Consider the following 15,263-nt stretch of genomic DNA (forward strand, 5'->3'; position numbering starts at 1 on the left):
TGGAAAGCCTTCCATGGGGGGATAAACTGGACCCATGGAGCTTCCACGCGCCTACGGGTTGCTGCTGCACCCCACGAGCCTCCCTGGGCCCTACGGCATCGGGGTCCTGGGGAACGAGGCCCGGGCCTTCCTCCATTTCCTCCACCGGTATGGGGCCCGCTATTGGCAGGTCCTCCCCCTGGGCCCCACGGGGTACGGGGACTCCCCTTACCAGGCCTTCAGCGCCTTTGCCGGTAACCCCTACCTCATCGACCTCAGGCCCCTGGCGGAGGCGGGGTATCTGCGCCTCCAGGACCCCGGCTTTCCTGAGGGCCGGGTGGACTACGGGGGGCTTTACGCCTGGAAGTGGCCGGTGCTTAGGGAGGCCTTCCGGGGTTTCCAGGGGCGGGCTAGCCGGGAGGAGAAGGAGGCCTTCCAGGCCTTCTGGGAACGGGAAAGGGGTTGGTTGGACGACTACGCCCTCTTCATGGCCTTGAAGGCCCACCACGGGGGGCTTCCCTGGAACCGCTGGCCCCTGCCCCTGCGCCTAAGGGAGGAAGGGGCCTTGCGGGAGGCGAAGGAAAGGCTTTCCCAGGAGGTGGCCTTCCACGCCTGGACCCAGTGGCTTTTCTTCCAGCAATGGCAGGCCTTGAGGGAGGAGGCGGAGGCCTTGGGCCTTTCCCTGATCGGGGACATGCCCATCTTCGTGGCGGAGGACTCGGCGGAGGTCTGGGCCCACCCCGAGTGGTTCCATCTGGATGAGGAGGGAAGGCCCACCGTGGTGGCCGGGGTACCGCCCGACTACTTTTCGGAAACGGGCCAGCGCTGGGGGAATCCCCTGTACCGCTGGGAGGTGTTGGAGAAGGAGGGCTTCTCCTTCTGGATCGCGCGTCTAGGAAAGGCCCTCCAGCTTTTCCACCTGGTGCGCATCGACCACTTCCGCGGCTTTGAGGCCTACTGGGAGATCCCCGCCTCCTGCCCCACGGCGGTGGAGGGGCGCTGGGTGAAGGCCCCGGGGGAGAAACTTTTCCAGAAGATCCAGGAAACCTTCGGCCAGGTGCCCATCCTGGCGGAGGACCTGGGGGTGATCACCCTGGAGGTGGAGGCCCTGAGGGAGCGGTTTGGCCTGCCCGGGATGAAGGTCCTGCAGTTCGCCTTTGATGGGGGCAGGGAAAACCCCTTCCTGCCCCACAACTACCCCCCCCATGGCCGGGTGGTGGTCTACACGGGCACCCACGACAACGACACCACCTTGGGCTGGTACCGCACCGCCACCCCCCACGAAAGGGCCTTCCTGGAGAGGTACCTGGCGGAGTGGGAAATCGGCTTCCGGGGGGAGGAGGAGGTGCCCTGGGCCCTCATGCATCTGGGGATGAAGTCGGTGGCGAGGCTGGCCATCTACCCGGTGCAGGACGTCCTGGCCCTGGGGAGCGAGGCCCGGATGAACTACCCTGGGCGCCCCTCGGGGAACTGGGCCTGGCGGCTTAGGCCGGGGGAGCTCACCCCTGAGCACGGGGAGCGGCTTCTCAGGATGGCCGAGGCCACGGGGCGGGCATAAAGGCCCCGCCGTGGCCCACGCCACGGCGGGGAAAAGGGGCGTGGCCTAACCCAAGGCCTTTTTCACCAGATCCACGATCTCGTCGATGGTGTCGGCCACGGGGATGCCCGCCTCGGCAAAGGCCTGGAGCTTGGACTCGGGGGTGCCCACGTTGCCCATGATGATGGCCCCGGCGTGGCCCATGCGCTTGCCCTTGGGGGCGCTCCGGCCGCCGATGAAGCCCACCACCGGCTTTTTCATGTTCTCCTTGATCCAGGCTGCCGCTTCCTCCTCGTCGGAGCCCCCGATCTCCCCGATGAGGACCACCGCCTCGGTCTCGGGGTCCTCGTTGAAGAGGGGGAGGAGGTCCTTGAAGGTGGTGCCGATCACGGGGTCGCCGCCAATTCCCACGGTGGTGGTGGTGCCGATCCCCGCCTGGGAGAGGGCGGCCGCCGCCTCGTAGGTGAGGGTGCCGGAGCGGCTGATGAGCCCCACCTTCCCCCGCTTGAACACGTGGCCGGGCATGATGCCGATCTTGGTCTCCTCGGCGCTGATGATGCCCGGGCAGTTCCCCCCGATGAGGCGGCTTCCTAAGGCCTTGATCTCCTCCACCGCCTTCACCATGTCCAGGGTGGGGATGCCCTCGGTGATGAGGACGATGAGGGGAATGCCGGCATGGGCCGCCTCGAGGGCCGCATCCGCCGCCATGGGGGCCGGCACGAAGATGATGGAGGCGTCAATGCGGTGGTGGGCCACGGCCTCCTTGACCGTGTCGTAGACGGGAAGGCCCAGGACCTCGCTTCCCCCCTTGCCCGGGGTTACCCCGGCCACCACCTGGGTGCCGTAAGCCAGCATCTCTTTGGTGTGGAACTGCCCCTCGCGCCCGGTGATGCCCTGGACCAGGACGCGGGTTTCGCGGTTCACCAGGATCACGCCGCACCTCCCACCATGGCCACGATGGCCTTCGCCGCCTCAATGGACGTGGGGTACATGTAGATGGGTTTGCCCTCCAGGAGCCTCTTGGCCTCCTCCTCCGCGGTCCCCGCCACCCGCATGACCACGGGCTTGGTGAGGAGGCCCTCCTCCAGGGCCCGGATGACACCCTTGGCCACCTCGTCCGCCCGGGTGATGCCGCCGAAGATGTTGATGAACACCCCCTTCACGTCGGGGTCCTTGAGGACCACCTTCAGGGCGTTGTAGACCACCTCCGCCTTGGCCCCGCCCCCGATGTCCAGGAAGTTGGCGGGCTTTCCCCCCACCCGGTTCACCAGGTCCAGGGTGTACATGACGAGCCCCGCCCCGTTCCCGATGATGCCGATGTTCCCCTGGAGCTTCACGTAGGCGAAGCCGTAGTTGCTGGCCTCCACCTCCAGGGGGTGCTCGGCCTCGATCTCCCTGAGCTCCGCCAGATCCGGGTGGCGGAAGAGGGCGTTGTCGTCCAGAACGATTTTGGCGTCGGCGGCCACCACCTGGCCGTCCGTGGTGACCACCAGGGGGTTGATCTCGGCGATGGCGGCATCCACCCCCTCGTAGGCCCGGTAGAGGGCCACCAGGACCTGGGCCAGCTTGTTGAGGTTGCCCTCGAGGCCCGCCCGCTTCACCATCTCCCGGGCCTCAAAGGCCCTGAAGCCCTTGTGGGGGTCTATCCAGAACTTGTGGATGGCCTCGGGGTTCCTTGCCGCCACCTCCTCGATGTCCACGCCCCCCTCCTTGGAGAGCATGAGGACCACCCGCTTCTGGGAGCGGTCCAGGATGAGGCCGGCGTAGTACTCCTTGGCGATGTCCACCGCCTCGGCCACCAGGACCTTCCTCACCGTGAGGCCCTTGATGTTCATCCCCAGGATGGCCTGGGCCTTCTCATAGGCTTCGGCCGGGGTGTCCGCCAGCTTCACGCCCCCGGCCTTGCCTCTGCCGCCCACGTGCACCTGGGCTTTGATGACCACCCGTTTGCCAAACTCCTCGGCGATCCGTTTGGCCTCGTCCGGGGTGTAGGCCACCTTGCCGGGAGGCACCGGCACCCCGTAGCGGGCCAGGATCTCCTTGGCTTGATACTCGTGCAGGTTCAAGCTCCACCTCCCTCGCCTTGGCGGGCCAAGGCCAAGGGGCATTATACCCTTCCCCCGGTTGGGCTAAGGGCGTGGGCTAAGGGGGAAAGGAGGCCCAAGGTGACCAAGGGGGGCGGGTGTTGAGTACCCCGTCGTGGCTTGTGCCACGGCGGGGGCCCCGAAAAGCCTTACGTATACTTCGTGGGGTTCTCCCTCACCTTCCTCTTCCTCCAAGGACAGGACTGGGCCCTTTGGCCGGTCCTGGGGATATTGGTGCCCCTGGGCCTTAGGCCCCGGCGGCGGGTTGGGCGAAGAAGAGCCGGCCCACCTGGGTCTGGATGGCCTGGGTGATGACCACCTCCACCTCCTGGCCCCGGTAGCGGATCCCCCCGTCCACCACCACCATGGAGCCGTCCTCCAGGTAGCCCACCCCCTGGTGGGGTTCCTTGCCCTCCTTCAGGATGAGGAGCTTCAGGGTATCCCCCACCTTGAGCTGGGGGCGGAGGGCCTGGGCCAGGGCCTGGACGGAAAGGGCCTTGATCCCGTAGATCTTGGCCATCTGCAACAGGGCCAGGTCGTTGCTCACCAAGGCGGCCCCCAGGTCCCGCGCCAGGAAGAGGAGCTTCTCGTCCACGCTCTCCCCCTTGGGCGTATCCTCCAGGACCTCGAGGGGCGCCACCTCCTTGAGCCTTTCCAGGGCTTCCAGCCCCCGCCTCCCCTTGGCCCGCTTGAGGGGATCGGGGCTATCGGCGAAGTGCTGGAGCTCCTTCAGCACGAAATGGGGCACGTAAAGGGGGCCTTCCAGGAAGCCCGTGGCCGCCACCTCGGCCACGCGCCCGTCCACCAGGACGCTGGTGTCCAACACCTTTCCCCCGAGGGGACGGGCGGGTCTTTGGGGAAGGCGCAGGTAGTCCTTGTATCCCAGGGCCAGGTAGCTGAAAAGCCCCACCAGGAAGAGGGCCAGGAGGAGGCTATGGTAGGGGGAAAACCCGGGTATCTGGGCCAGGAGGCTGGAAACCAACACGGTGAGGAGAAGCCCCAAGGTGGCCCCCAGGGTCAGGGCCACCGGCACCTCGGGGGGAAGTTCCCGGAGGCGCCGGGCCCACTTTTCCCAGAAGGTTTCCAACCTGGGGGCCAGAAGGACCCCGGCCAGGAAGCCCGCCAGGGTTAGGTAGAGGCGGTTGAGGGAAAGCAGGCCCGCGGAGCGGGGGAGAAGCCCCAAGCCCTCCAGGCTCACCGCCAGCTGGTAGCCGAGGAAGGCGAAAAGGAGGTGGAAGACGAGGCGGGGCCTCATCCCAGGTACTGCTCCACCGCTTTCCCCAAGGAGCGGGTGTTCCCCGGGTGGAGAAAATGGGAAAACCCCGCCCGTTCCCCTTCCCTAAGCCGCCTTTCCAAACCCATAACGCTCCGCACCTCGCCCAGAAGGCCCACCTCCCCCACCACCGCCAGGTCCGGGGGCAGGGCCCGGCCCACCACCGCAGAATACACCGCCAAGGCCACGGCCAGGTCCAGGCCCGGGTCCTGCACCCTCAGGCCCCCCGCCAGGTTCACGTAGATGTCCAGGCTGCCCAAGGGGAGGTTGAGCCGCCTTTCCAAGACCGCCAGGACCATGTCCACCCGCCTGGGGTCCAGGCCCTGCACCACCCGCCGGGGGGCGGGGAAGGGGGTTTTGGCGGCCAGGGCCTGGACCTCGAGGGCCAAGGCCCTTTCCCCGGCCAGGGCCAAGGCGATGGCGCTTCCCGGCACCCCGGTGGGCCTTTCCAGAAGGAAGGCCTCCGAGGGGTTTTTCACCTCCACCAGGCCCCCTTCCTCCATGCGGAAGACCCCGAGCTCCCCCACGGGGCCGAAGCGGTTCTTGGCGCTTCGCAGGACCCGGTAGACCCCGGCGGTTTCCAGGTAAAGGGTGGCGTCCACCGCATGCTCTATGCTTTTGGGCCCGGCCACCACCCCCTCCTTGGTCACGTGCCCCACCAAGAGGGTGGTGATGCCCTTCTCCTTGGCCAGGCGCACGAAGGCATGGGTGGCCTCCCGCACCGCCACCAGGCTGCCCGGGCTACCCCCTGCCTCAATGGTTTGTATGGAATCCACAAAAAGCACCTCAGGGGGGTCGCGCTCCAGGAGGGAGAGCAGGGGTTCTAAACGGGTTTCCTTGAGGAGGAGGAGGTCCTGGACCCCCAGCCTTCTGGACCGCAGCTTGATCTGGGCCGGGGATTCCTCCCCGGCCAGGTAGAAGGCCCTTTTGGGAAGGTGCTTGGCCAGCTCCAAGAGGAGGGTGCTCTTGCCCACCCCAGGTTCGCCCCCCAGGAGGACCACCTCCCCCGGCACGAACCCCCCGCCCAGGACCCGGTCCATCTCGGAGAGGCCCGAGGAGAAACGCTTTTCCTCGGCCTCGTTCACCTGGGAAAGGGCAAGCAGGGGGGCGGGTTCCGGGTGGGCTTGGCGGGGTGGCTTGGGGGGAGAGACCGGGACTACCTCCTGGAAGCTATCCCAGGAACCGCAGGCCGGGCACCGCCCCAAGGGCTTTGGGGTGCGGTAACCGCATTCCACGCAGGCGTAGGCGGTCTTGGCCATGGGTTTAGGCCTCGAGGGGCCCAAGGAAAGGCCACCCCCTCGGGTGGAGGAGGTGGGGCCTAAGGGTTCCGGGGGGCATCTAGACCAGAAGCTCCTCCCCCTCCACCTCGTGGAAGGCCAGGTGCCCTTCCTCCACGTTCACGTGGAGGTGGCCCCTGGGCTTCTTGAGGAGGGCCAGGGAGAGGGGGTCCTCGATGCGTTCGCGGATGATGTTCCGGATGGCCCGGGCGCTCCCCGTCTTGGGGGCCTGCTCCACCACGAACCGGGCCACCTCGGGGGAGAAGCGCACGGTGATGTCCCGGCTCTGGAGTTCCTTCTGGATCTCCTCCAGCATCATCCGGGCCACCTGCACCAGCTCCTCTTCGGTGAGGGGGCGGAAGCGGATCACCTCGTCCAGGCGGTCCAGAAACTCCGGGGTGAAGAGGGCCTTGAGGGGGGATTCGGTGTCCACCTCCTTGCTGGTGAAGCCGATGGCCGGGCCCACGTTGTAGCCGGTGTTGGAGGTCATGATGAGGATGACCCGGCGGAAGTCCACGGTGCGCCCCAAGCCGTCCGTGAGGCGGCCCTCGTCCAGGACCTGCAGGAAGGTGTTGTACACGTCGGGGTGGGCCTTCTCAATCTCGTCCAGGAGGACCACGCTGAAGGGCTGGCGGCGCACCGCCTCCGTGAGCCGGCCCCCCTGCTCGTAGCCCACGTAGCCCGGGGGGGCCCCGATGAGCTTGGAGATGGAGTGGGGCTCCTGGAACTCCGACATGTCAAAGCGGATGAGGGCCCGCTCCGAGCCAAAGAGCACCTCGGCCAAGGCCTTGGCCAGCTGGGTCTTGCCCACCCCGCTTTGCCCCACGAAGAGGAAGCTGGCTGCCACCCGGGTCCGGCCCCCCAGGCCCACCCGGGCCCGGCGGAGGGCGCTGGCCAGGGCGCGGATGGCCTCCTCTTGGCCCACCACCCGCTTTCTGAGCTCCTCCTCGAGGTGCATGAGCTTCTCGTCGTCCTTGTCGTCCACGTAGATCCCGCCCCAGGAGTCCACCACCGCCTCGATGTCCTCCCGGGTCACCATGGGGGTGCCGTCCTCCTCCTCGGCCACGGGCAGGCCCAAGGAGGCGTTGAGGCGCACCCGGCTCGCCGCCTCGTCGATGAGGTCAATGGCCTTGTCGGGGAAGTTGCGCCCGGGGAGGGAACGGATCCCGATCTTGACGGCAAGCTCCAGGATCTCGTCGGGGATGATGACCCCGTGGTGGGCCTCGTACCGGGGCCTGAGCCCCTTCAGGATCTCCAGGGTCTCCTCCGGGGAGGGTTCCAGGACGATCACCGGCTGGAAGCGCCTTTCTAAGGCGGCGTCCTTCTCGATGTAACGGTGGTACTCCCCGGTGGTGGTGGCCCCGATCACCTGGATCTCACCGCGGGCCAGGGCGGGCTTCAGGATGTTGGCGGCGTCCAGGGTGCCCTCCGCTCCCCCGGCCCCGATCAGGGTGTGGAGCTCGTCGATGAAGGCGATGACCTTGGCGTTTTTTAGCTCCTCGATGATCTGGCGCAGGCGCTCCTCAAACTCCCCCCGGTACTTGGTGCCCGCCACCACCCCCGCCAGGTCAATGGCCACCACCCGGGCCCCCGCAGGATGGGCGGCACCCGGCCCTCCACGATGGCCTGGGCCAGGCCCTCCACGATGGCGGTCTTGCCCACCCCGGGGTCGCCGATGAGGACGGGGTTGTTTTTGGTGCGCCGGGCCAGGATCTGGATCACCCGGTTGATCTCCTCCTGCCGGCCGATCACCGGGTCCAGCTTGCCCTCCCGGGCCTCCTTGGTGAGGTCGCGGCCGTACTCGTCCAGGAAGGGGGTGTTCACCGGCTTTTCCCGTTCCCGGCCCTCGGCCATGGAGAGGATGCGCCAGCGGATGGCGTCCACGTCCTTGGCGAAGTGGGAGAGGATGCGGTAAGCGATCCCGTCACCCTCACGGATGATGCCCAGGAGGATGTGCTCGGTGCCGATCACCGAGGCCCCCATGTTGCGGGCCTCGGCGCTGGCCAGCTCCATGACCCGCCTGGCCCTGGGCGTAATGGCAGGGGGTTCCCCGGTGCGGCTCCCCTCGCCGCGGCCCACCAGCTCCTCCACCATGCGGCGCATGGCCTCGAGGCTCGCCCCGTACTCCTGGAGGATGCGGGCCGCCGTGCCCCCCTCGCGCATCAGGCCCAGGAGGAGGTGCTCTGGGCCGATCATGGAGTGGCCTAAGCGGCTCCCCTCCTCCCTTGCGTAGTGAAAAACCAGCCTGGCGCGATCGTCGTACCTGTTCATGCTCCCCTCTTCCCACATTCTAGCCTAAAGGGGAGGGCGGCGGAGGTTTGCACCCGGGATTACCTTGGCCCTGGGGGATGGCGGCCCCGTGAGCGGGGGCAAAAGGGGGCGGCATCCGGTAAGATGCCCTGTAACCGGGGGCTTAAGCCCCCTTTGGGGAGGGACAATGCCGGCAACTAGCCTTGACGAACTGGTGGCGCTTTGCAAACGGAGAGGGTTCATCTTTCAGGGCTCGGAGATCTACGGGGGCCTCCAAGGGACCTACGACTACGGCCCCTTGGGGGTGGAGCTCAAGAACAACCTGAAGCAGGCCTGGTGGCGGAGGAACGTCTACGAGCGGGACGACATGGAGGGGTTGGATGCCAGCATCCTCACCCACCGCCTGGTCCTCTACTATTCCGGCCACGAGGCCACCTTCGCCGATCCCATGGTGGATAACCGCATCTCTAAGAAGCGCTACCGCCTGGACCACCTCCTCAAGGAGCAACCGGAAGGGGTGCTCGGGCGGCTCTACCGGGCCATGGAGGTGGAGGAGGGCAACCTGCACGCCCTGGTCCAGGCCATGATGCAGGCCCCGGAGAGGGCCGGGGGGCCATGACCGCCGCGGGGGTCCTGGACCCGGCCACCGGGGAGCCCGGCGACTGGACCCCGCCCCGGTACTTCAACATGATGTTCAAGACCTACGTGGGCCCGGTGGAGGAGGAGGCGGCTTTGGCCTACCTTCGCCCGGAGACCGCCCAGGGCATCTTCGTGAACTTTAAGAACGTCCTGGACAGCACCAGCCGGAAGCTTCCCTTCGGCATCGCCCAAATCGGCAAGGCCTTCCGCAACGAGATCACCCCCAGGAACTTCGTCTTCCGGGTGCGGGAGTTTGAGCAGATGGAGATCGAGTACTTTGTGCGCCCGGGGGAGGACGAGTACTGGCACCGCTACTGGGTGGAGGAGCGCCTTAAGTGGTGGCAGGAGGTGGGCCTGAGCCGGGAGAACCTGGTGCCCTACGAGCAGCCCAAGGAGGAGCTCGCCCACTACGCCAAGGCCACGGTGGACATCCTCTACCGCTTCCCCCATGGCCTGGAGGAGCTGGAGGGGATCGCCAACCGCACGGACTTTGACCTGGGGAGCCACACCAAGGACCAGGAGGAGCTCGGCATCACCGCCCGGGTGCTTAAGAACGAGCATTCCACCGCCCGCTTGGCCTACCGGGACCCCGATACCGGCAAGTGGTTCGTGCCCTACGTGATCGAGCCCTCCGCGGGGGTGGACCGCGGGGTCTTGGCCCTTCTGGCGGAGGCCTTTACCCGGGAGGAGCTCCCCAGTGGGGAAGAGCGCATCGTCCTCCGGCTTAAGCCCCAGCTGGCCCCCATCAAGGTGGCGGTCATCCCCCTGGTGAAGAACCGTCCGGAGATCACCGAGTACGCCAAGCGCTTAAAGGCCAGGCTCCAGGCCTTGGGCCTGGGCAGGGTCCTCTACGAGGACACGGGCAACATCGGCAAGGCCTACCGCCGCCACGACGAGGTGGGGACGCCCTTCGCCGTCACGGTGGACTACGACACCATCGGCCAGAGCAAGGACGGGACCACCAAGCTGAAGGATACGGTCACCGTGCGGGACCGGGACACCATGGAGCAGATCCGGCTTCACGTGGACGAGCTGGAGGGGTTTTTGCGGGAGAAGCTCAGGTGGTAGGGGACTTCCCCGGCGGGCATGGGTTTTCCCTTGCCCCGGGCCATAACCCCCTCCTGCCCTGGCGGGTTTGGTATTTTGGGGAGGAGGGGGTTTTCCTCCACAAGGCCTGGCCTTTCTCGGGCCAAGGCGCTTAGGGAGTGTTGGCATGGAAAAGGCAAAAGCGGGTTTGCGCCAAGGGATTGGCATGCGGGAGGGTCGGGGATGAGGGTGGCCGTGGTGGGGGCCACGGGGGCCGTGGGGCAGGAGATGCTGAGGGTCCTCGAGGCCCGCAACTTCCCCCTAAGCGAGCTTAGGCTTTACGCCTCCCCCCGCTCCGCTGGCAAGACCCTGGACTTCCGGGGGGAGGCCCTTCCGGTGGAGCCCCTTCCCGAGGGGCCCTTGCCGGTGGACCTGGTCCTGGCCAGCGCCGGGGGGTCCCTTTCCAAGGCTCTGGCCCCGGTCTGGGTGGAGGGCGGGGCCCTGGTGGTGGACAACTCCAGCGCCTGGCGTTACGAGCCCCACGTGCCCCTGGTGGTGCCCGAGGTGAACCGGGAGAAGATCTTCACCCACCGGGGGATCATCGCTAACCCCAACTGCACCACCGCCATCCTGGCCATGGCCCTTTGGCCTCTGCACCGGGCCTTCCAGGCCAAAAGGGTCATCGTGGCCACCTACCAGGCGGCCAGCGGGGCCGGGGCCAAGGGGATGGAGGAGCTCCTTAGGGAAACCCACCGCCACCTCCACGGGGAAACCCCGGTGGCCGAGGTCTTCGCCCACCCCTTGCCCTTCAACGTCATCCCGCACATAGACGCTTTCCAAGAAAACGGCTACACCCGGGAGGAGATGAAGGTGGTCTGGGAGACCCACAAGATCTTCGGGGATGACTCCCTCCGCATCAGCGCCACCGCGGTGCGGGTGCCCACCCTGAGGGCCCACGCGGAGGCGGTGAGCGTGGAGTTTGCCAGGCCCGTCACCCCGGAGGCGGCCCGGGAGGTGTTGGCCCAGGCCCCAGGGGTGGAGGTGGTGGACGAGCCCGGGGCCAAGCGCTACCCCATGCCCCTCACGGCGAGCGGCAAGTGGAACGTGGAGGTGGGGCGGATCCGGAAGAGCCTGGCCTTTGACAACGGCCTGGACTTCTTCGTGGTGGGGGACCAGCTCCTGAAGGGGGCCGCCCTCAACGCCGTGCAGATCGCGGAGGAGTGGCTTAAGGGGCCCTAAGCCAAAGCCAAAACTCCCGGTTCCCCTCCTTCCCCGGCAGGGGGCTTTCCTTTTCCCCCAGGAGGCGAAAGCCCAGTTCCAGGGCTTTTTCCCGGACCCTGGCCAGGGCCTTTTGCCGCAGGGCTTCCTCCCGTACCACCCCCTGGTGTACCCCGGGGCCCAGCTCAAACTGGGGCTTGACCAGGATGAGGGCCTCGCCCCCCGGCTTCAGGAGTTCCCTTACCTTGGGCAAAAGCAGGGTGGAGGAGATGAAGGAGACGTCCATAAGCGCAAGGTCCACGGGCTCCGGCAGGACCAGGGTGCGGGCGTCCTGCCCCTCCAGGGCCACCACCCGCTCGTCCCGGCGCAAGGAGGGGTGGAGCTGGCCCCGGCCCACGTCCACCGCGTACACCCGCCGGGCCCCCCGTTCCAGGAGGACCTGGGTAAAGCCCCCGGTGCTGGCCCCGATGTCCAGGGCCACCTTGTCCTTCACCTCTATGGGGAAGGCCTCGAGGGCACCCAGAAGCTTATAAGCCCCCCGGCCCACGTACCGCTCGGGGGAGAGGACCTCCACCTGGACCCCCTCCTTCACCGGGTAGGCGGGCTTGGTCACCACCCGACCGGCCACCTTCACCTGGCCGGAGCGGATGAGCCTTTGCGCCTTCTCCCGGCTTTCCGCCAGGCCCTCGGCCACCAGGTAGCGGTCCAGCCTCACGAGGGGTATTATGCGCCTTGGGATGGAGCTATCCGGCGCCTGGTACATCCTGGAGGGGGAGCCCGGGGAGCACCTGGTGCTGGAAGCTCTGGGAAAGCGGCTTTCGGGCATCTGGACCTCCGAGGCCTTGGCCCAGGCCTTCTTGCTGCGGCATCCGGAGCTGGGCATGCGGGTCAGCGTTTTGCAAAGCCGGGCCCTGAAGGAGGCCTTCCTGCGGGCTTTGGGCATGCTGGGGGTGGAAGGGGTGCTCTTGGACTACCAACCCGGGGCTCACCGGGCCCAGATGGCCCGGTTGGAAGCCCTCCTGGAGGAGGTGCGGCATGCGTAGGGTGCTGGCGGTTTTGCTGACGGTGCTGGCCCTGGGCCTGGCCCAGCGGGCCGAGGTGAGCGCGGGTAGCCCCTTTGGGGTGCAGGGGGGGTTGCGCTTTCCCCTGGTTCCCCTCCTGGTGGACGGCAGGGTGTATGGCGGGGTGGGCCCTGAGGCCCTTGGGGGTGGGGTGGACCTGCTCCTCAAGGTGCCCCTCACCGACCTCTATCTGGGCCTGGGGGGGTTTTACGGCACGGGGCCGGCCCTTACCCTGCCCCAGGAGGGGCGGGGCCAGGGGGGCCTGAGGGCGGTCTTGGGCACCTGGCTGAACCTGCCCCTGCCCTGGGTGGGGGTGTACGTGGAGGCCCACCCCATCCTTTACCTCTTCCCCCAGACGGGCTTCGGGATCGGGGGAGCGGTGGGGGTGAGCGTGGGGCTTTAGGCCCCCCTACCCGGGCCGGTACCCCTCCTTGAGGGGGACGATGCGGTTCATGACCAGGGCCTCGGGCCTCGAGTCCACCGGGTCCTGCCAGAAGTAGCCCAGCCTTTCCAGCTGGTAGCGGGTGTCCGGCGGATCCTGGGCCACGCTGGGCTCGATGAAGCCCTTTTTCACCTCGAGGGCCTTGGGGTTCAGGTTCCTCAGGAAATCCCCCCCCTCCTCGGGGTCTTCCGTCAGGAAGAGCCTGTCGTAAAGCCTAAACTCCACGGGCAGGGCGTGCCGGGCGGAGACCCAGTGGATGACCCCCTTGGGCTTCACCCCGTCCTGGGGGTTGGCCCCTAGGGTGCCCGGGACGATGCGGGCCTTGAGGAGCTTCACCTCGCCCCCCTCCTCCACCACGTCCTCCAGCTCCAGGACGTAGGCGTGCCGCAGGCGCACCCTTTGCCCCGGGGCCAGGCGCTTCCAGCCCTTGGGGGGATTTAGGCTGAAGTCCGACCGCTCTATGTAAAGCTCCTGGGAAAAGGGCAGGGGCCTTGCCCCCTCCTTGCCGATGTCCCGGGGCCAGTAGGGGGCCGTAAGCCACTCCTCCCCCTGGTAGTTGGTGAGGACCACCTTTAGGGGTTCCAAAACCCCCAAGACCCTGGGGGCGATGGGGTTCAGGTCGTCCCGCACCACCTCCTCAAAGAGCTCCATCTCTATGCGGGCTTCGTTGCGGGAGATGCCCGTGCGCCGCACGAACTCCCTGATGGCCTCGGGCCGCACCCCCCGGCGCCTCAGGGCCCTCAGGGTGGGAAGCCTGGGGTCGTCCCAGCCCCGCACGTGGCCCCCCTCCACCAGCTTGATGAGCTTCCGCTTGGACAGCACCGTGTGGGTGAGGTCCAGGCGGGCGAACTCGTACTGGTGGGGCCTGGGGGACAGGGGTAGGCCGCACTTCCCCTTGAGGTTTTCAATGACCCAGTCGTAAATCGCCCGGTTGTTCTCAAACTCCAGGGTGCAGAGGGAGTGGCTGACGCCCTCGATGAGGTCCTCGAGGGGATGGGCGTAGTCGTAGAGGGGGTAGATGGGCCAGCGGTCGCCCACATGGTAATGGGGGGCGTGGACGATGCGGTAGAGCACGGGGTCGCGGAGTTTGAAGTTGGGGTGGGCGGGGTCGATCTTGGCCCTCAGGACCCGGCTTCCCGTGGGGAACTCCCCCCGGCGCATCCTCTCAAAGAGCTCCAGGTTTTCCTCCACGCTCCGGTTCCGGTAGGGGCTTGGCTTTCCCTGGGCCCGGAGCTCGCTCATCTCCTCTTCCGAGAGGTCGTCCACGTAGGCCTTGCCCTCCCGGATGAGCTCCAGGGCGCACCGGTACATGGTTTCAAAGTAGTCGGAGGCGTAGAGGACCCTATCTGGGGTGAAGCCCAGCCAACGCACATCCTCCTCTATGGCCCGGGCGTACTCCTCCTTTTCCGTTTCCGGGTTGGTGTCGTCGTAGCGCAGGTTGCACTCCCCGCCATAGTCCTGGGCCAGGCCGAAGTTCAGCACGATGCTCCGGGCATGGCCGATGTGCAAATAGCCGTTGGGCTCCGGAGGAAAGCGGGTAAGGAGCTTCTTGTACTTGCCTTCCCGCAGGTCCTTCTCCACGATCTCGGTGATGAAGCAGGGGGGAACGAGGCCCATAAGGGGAGTATAGCCCTTGCTGGGTGTCCCAAACCCTCCCCCCGCTCCAAGGCCATGCCTTTTCAGAACCTAGGGGGCCGCTTCTCAAAAAAGGCCCCCAAGCGCCCGGTTTTCCGGGCCGCCTTCCTTTGCCCTCTTTGTGACCCTCGTAGGCCCACTGCCTTAAGGGGGCAGATGATCCTCGCCTGGGCTCGAGGGAAGCTGGGCTACCACTTCATGCCTTCCCAGCTCCACCAAGCGGTACTTTTCTAGAAGTTGACATATCGTTTCAAGGTGCTCTAGGAATAGCCTTTCAAGAGCCTGGTTGGAAATGTTGCCGGTAGCGATGAGAAGAAGCTTGTAGGGCATACCTTGAAGCACCAAAGACCGCGTAAAATCACCATCCTTGGTAACCACCACCCTTCTTTCTCGGAGGGAAAGGGCGTTTATCTCATCGTCCGGTGTGGCGTTCCCCTTGGGAAGCTCACTGGTGTGAAGAACATCGTACCCTCGTTCCCGCAAGAGGCGAACCAAGCGGAAGGGCAGGTGGGCGTCCACCAGAAAGCGGATCATGCTACCCGGAGCACCGTCCCGACGTCGCTTAGCTTAGCGGCAAAGAGAAGGCAAGCCTGGATATCCTCCGGTTCTAGGTCAGGGAAGTCGGCCAGGATTTCCTCCGGGGTCATGCCGCTCGCCAGGAGTTCTAAGATCACGTGCACAGGGTAACGGAGGCCTCGGATGGTGGGCTTGCCGTGGTTGATTTGGGGATCCAAGGTGATCCGCTTGAGAAGGGCTGTCTCTTCCATTTTCGCCCATTATAAGCGGGTTCACACCCTAGGAATAGGGTTGGCTGCCGCATCGAGCTTTGCCAAAGGGGTCGC

The 15,263-nt window shown here is 66.7% G+C and carries 12 protein-coding genes and 2 pseudogenes; 5 read left to right on the forward strand and 9 right to left on the reverse strand.

Annotated features, from left to right (window positions below; genetic code table 11):
* The first annotated feature begins 34 nt into the window (after positions 1–34).
* A complete protein-coding gene (gene malQ / locus BS74_RS04055; protein ID WP_038056303.1) occupies positions 35–1,537 on the forward strand; it encodes a 4-alpha-glucanotransferase in 1,503 nt (500 codons plus the stop codon).
* Between the two features lie 45 nt (positions 1,538–1,582).
* On the opposite strand, the gene sucD is transcribed toward malQ, so the two are convergent.
* From sucD to BS74_RS04080, 5 genes and pseudogenes are all read right to left on the reverse strand, one after another.
* Entirely contained in the window at positions 1,583–2,449 is an 867-nt protein-coding gene (gene sucD / locus BS74_RS04060) for a succinate--CoA ligase subunit alpha (protein ID WP_038056305.1), read from the reverse strand.
* Positions 2,446–3,582 (reverse strand): ADP-forming succinate--CoA ligase subunit beta, encoded by a 1,137-nt coding sequence (gene sucC / locus BS74_RS04065; protein ID WP_038056307.1) that lies wholly within the window; start codon positions 3,580–3,582, stop codon positions 2,446–2,448. Before sucC ends, sucD begins: the two co-directional genes overlap by 4 nt.
* Positions 3,583–3,847: 265 nt before the next feature.
* Entirely contained in the window at positions 3,848–4,855 is a 1,008-nt protein-coding gene (locus tag BS74_RS04070) for a PIN/TRAM domain-containing protein (protein ID WP_038056309.1), read from the reverse strand.
* Positions 4,852–6,132, reverse strand: coding sequence for a DNA repair protein RadA (gene radA / locus BS74_RS04075; RefSeq protein WP_038056311.1), 1,281 nt, complete (start codon positions 6,130–6,132; stop codon positions 4,852–4,854). Before radA ends, BS74_RS04070 begins: the two co-directional genes overlap by 4 nt.
* A 79-nt stretch (positions 6,133–6,211) precedes the next feature.
* Positions 6,212–8,421, reverse strand: a pseudogene (locus BS74_RS04080) (ATP-dependent Clp protease ATP-binding subunit).
* 166 nt (positions 8,422–8,587) lie between these two features.
* Here BS74_RS04080 and BS74_RS04085 point away from each other — a divergent pair.
* Together BS74_RS04085 and BS74_RS04090 are read left to right on the forward strand one after the other, a co-directional pair.
* Positions 8,588–10,107 (forward strand): annotated as a pseudogene (locus tag BS74_RS04085) (glycine--tRNA ligase).
* A 201-nt stretch (positions 10,108–10,308) separates the two neighbouring features.
* Positions 10,309–11,304, forward strand: coding sequence for an aspartate-semialdehyde dehydrogenase (locus BS74_RS04090; protein ID WP_038056313.1), 996 nt, complete (start codon positions 10,309–10,311; stop codon positions 11,302–11,304).
* On the opposite strand, the gene BS74_RS04095 is transcribed toward BS74_RS04090, so the two are convergent.
* A complete protein-coding gene (locus tag BS74_RS04095; RefSeq protein WP_038056315.1) occupies positions 11,291–11,998 on the reverse strand; it encodes a TlyA family RNA methyltransferase in 708 nt (235 codons plus the stop codon). The genes BS74_RS04090 and BS74_RS04095 overlap by 14 nt on opposite strands.
* 22 nt (positions 11,999–12,020) lie before the next feature.
* On the opposite strand from BS74_RS04095, the gene BS74_RS04100 reads away from it, so the two are divergent.
* Positions 12,021–12,326 carry a DUF3234 domain-containing protein gene (locus BS74_RS04100; protein ID WP_038058829.1) on the forward strand — a complete coding sequence of 102 codons (306 nt, stop codon included), beginning with the start codon at positions 12,021–12,023 and terminating at the stop codon, positions 12,324–12,326.
* Positions 12,319–12,747, forward strand: coding sequence for a hypothetical protein (locus BS74_RS04105; RefSeq protein ID WP_038056317.1), 429 nt, complete (start codon positions 12,319–12,321; stop codon positions 12,745–12,747). Before BS74_RS04100 ends, BS74_RS04105 begins: the two co-directional genes overlap by 8 nt.
* Positions 12,748–12,753: 6 nt before the next feature.
* Here BS74_RS04105 and BS74_RS04110 read toward each other — a convergent pair whose 3' ends face one another.
* From BS74_RS04110 to BS74_RS04120, 3 genes are all read right to left on the reverse strand, one after another.
* On the reverse strand, positions 12,754–14,403 hold the full coding sequence (locus BS74_RS04110) for a glutamine--tRNA ligase/YqeY domain fusion protein (protein ID WP_038056319.1): 1,650 nt from the start codon (positions 14,401–14,403) through the stop codon (positions 12,754–12,756).
* A 162-nt stretch (positions 14,404–14,565) separates the two neighbouring features.
* Complete coding sequence (locus tag BS74_RS04115; RefSeq protein WP_245606075.1) at positions 14,566–14,940, reverse strand: DUF5615 family PIN-like protein; 375 nt, start codon at positions 14,938–14,940, stop codon at positions 14,566–14,568.
* Between the two features lie 11 nt (positions 14,941–14,951).
* Entirely contained in the window at positions 14,952–15,188 is a 237-nt protein-coding gene (locus tag BS74_RS04120; protein ID WP_038056321.1) for a DUF433 domain-containing protein, read from the reverse strand.
* Positions 15,189–15,263 lie beyond the last annotated feature (75 nt).

The sequence above is a fragment of the Thermus amyloliquefaciens genome (assembly GCF_000744885.1).
Classification (GTDB): Bacteria; Deinococcota; Deinococci; order Deinococcales; family Thermaceae; genus Thermus; species Thermus amyloliquefaciens.